This is a genomic window from Oscillibacter sp. CU971, assembly GCF_905219725.1.
Classification (GTDB): domain Bacteria; phylum Bacillota; class Clostridia; order Oscillospirales; family Oscillospiraceae; genus Oscillibacter.
Map to the genome: position 1 here is coordinate 1 of NZ_CAJMXG010000467.1, position 1,466 is coordinate 1,466.

The 1,466-nt window shown below is 58.9% G+C and carries 3 protein-coding genes; all 3 read left to right on the forward strand.

Annotated features, from left to right (window positions below):
* Positions 1-112 precede the first annotated feature (112 nt).
* Positions 113-457 carry a hypothetical protein gene (locus JX325_RS16620; protein ID WP_204792141.1) on the forward strand — a complete coding sequence of 115 codons (345 nt, stop codon included), beginning with the start codon at positions 113-115 and terminating at the stop codon, positions 455-457.
* Between the two features lie 26 nt (positions 458-483).
* Positions 484-858 carry a DUF3848 domain-containing protein gene (locus tag JX325_RS16625; protein ID WP_204792142.1) on the forward strand — a complete coding sequence of 125 codons (375 nt, stop codon included), beginning with the start codon at positions 484-486 and terminating at the stop codon, positions 856-858.
* A gap of 20 nt (positions 859-878) precedes the next feature.
* Positions 879-1,466, forward strand: a 588-nt coding sequence (gene mobP3 / locus JX325_RS16630; RefSeq protein ID WP_279380550.1) for a MobP3 family relaxase, incomplete at its 3' end; no start/stop codon positions are given.

The window sequence follows — 1,466 nt, forward strand, 5'->3', positions numbered from 1 at the left end:
CCCCAGGAGGACCTGGACCGCCTCCGGGGTCGCTGCGTCCGGGAGGTCAAGTCCACCAACGGCAGCGTCACCCTCAAGGACGCGGTGGACTACCAGAGGGGCGGTGCGTGAGATGGCCTGGACAAAAGCACACGAGGAGCTGTTCAAAAAAATCAACCAGGAGATGGATGATTACGCCCGCAGCATGTGGGACCTCCGTGGATATGCGGTCTACGGTAAAGCCAACGAAATTGCCGCTATGGAATTCTGCTACAATCAACTGGCGGGGAAACTCCATGACTACAGCGTGAAAGAACTGGAGCCGCTTCTGAAGCAGGAAAAGCCGCTGGAGTTTCTGTCTCGTCACTGGACGTCTGAACAGACCATCGACCTCGGCGCTGAGTTTGATCAAATCTTCCGTAGCTCTAACCGTCAGGAAGAATGTGAGCAGCAAAAACCCGGCCCCTCCATGGCCTGACATATCTGAAATGAGGTGATGCATAAATGACGGCAGACGAAGTGCGTGAAGCGCTGGGCCAAAAGCTCAAGGATCGATGGAGCGAATACTCCGCCGAAATGCTGCGGCGTCCTCCTGCGGAAATTTTTGAACGAGCGAACGAGATCGCCGCCGCCCGGTTCTGCTGCGACCAGCTCACGGAAAGCTCAATCAGTTATCCGGTGGAATACCTGGAATACCTTCTGCGGTTCGAGGACCCGCTCTCGGTTGTCCGGGATCAGTGGGCTTCGGACCAGAACGTTGACTGCAGCGACGAATTTGAACACGCGCTCTGGATGATCCAGAACGATAGCACAGCCGAACAGGATTACCCACTGGACCCGGAGTGGAAGCCGGAACAGACCGGCCCCTCCATGTGCTGACCGCAAGGCGGTGACGTTTTGTGCCGCGGCTCATTTTCAAATGTCCTTACCTCAAACCAAATCAGCACCGCTCCGCCGCCCACCGGGAGAACTACGTCCGCTACGTCGCCACCCGTGAAGGCGTGGACCGGTTGGACCCCGGCAAAGCCGCTCTGCCCGCTACTGAAAGGCAAAAGGAAAAGGTCAGTCAGCTGCTGCGTGACTTCCCCCTCTGCCGGGGGCTGTTTGAGTACGAGGACTATCTCACAGCCCCCACACGCGGGAACGCCTCGGAGTTCATCACCAGAGCTATCGAGGACAACGCGGACTCCCTTGCCAAACGTGAGAACTATGTGGACTACANCGCCANACGTCCTCGGGCNGAACGCTCCGGCGCTCATGNTCTGTTCACCGGGGCGGACAATCCACTCGTACTCTCCCAGGTGGCAGAGGCCGTGGCCAGCCACCCCGGCAATGTGTGGCTCCCTATTATCTCCCTGCGCCGGGAGGACGCCGCACGCCTGGGATACGACAACGCCGCTAACTGGAAACACCTGCTCACCAGTTACGCGCCGCAGTTTGCGGAGGCCATGAAGATACCGCTGAGCCAGTTCCGCTGGTACGCCGCC

Excerpts from the sequence above, each read along its gene's own strand:
- JX325_RS16620 (WP_204792141.1), top strand. The coding sequence starts at position 113 with ATGGCCTGGACAAAAGCACACGAGGAGCTGTTCAAAAAAATCAACCAG.
- JX325_RS16625 (WP_204792142.1), top strand. The coding sequence starts at position 484 with ATGACGGCAGACGAAGTGCGTGAAGCGCTGGGCCAAAAGCTCAAGGAT.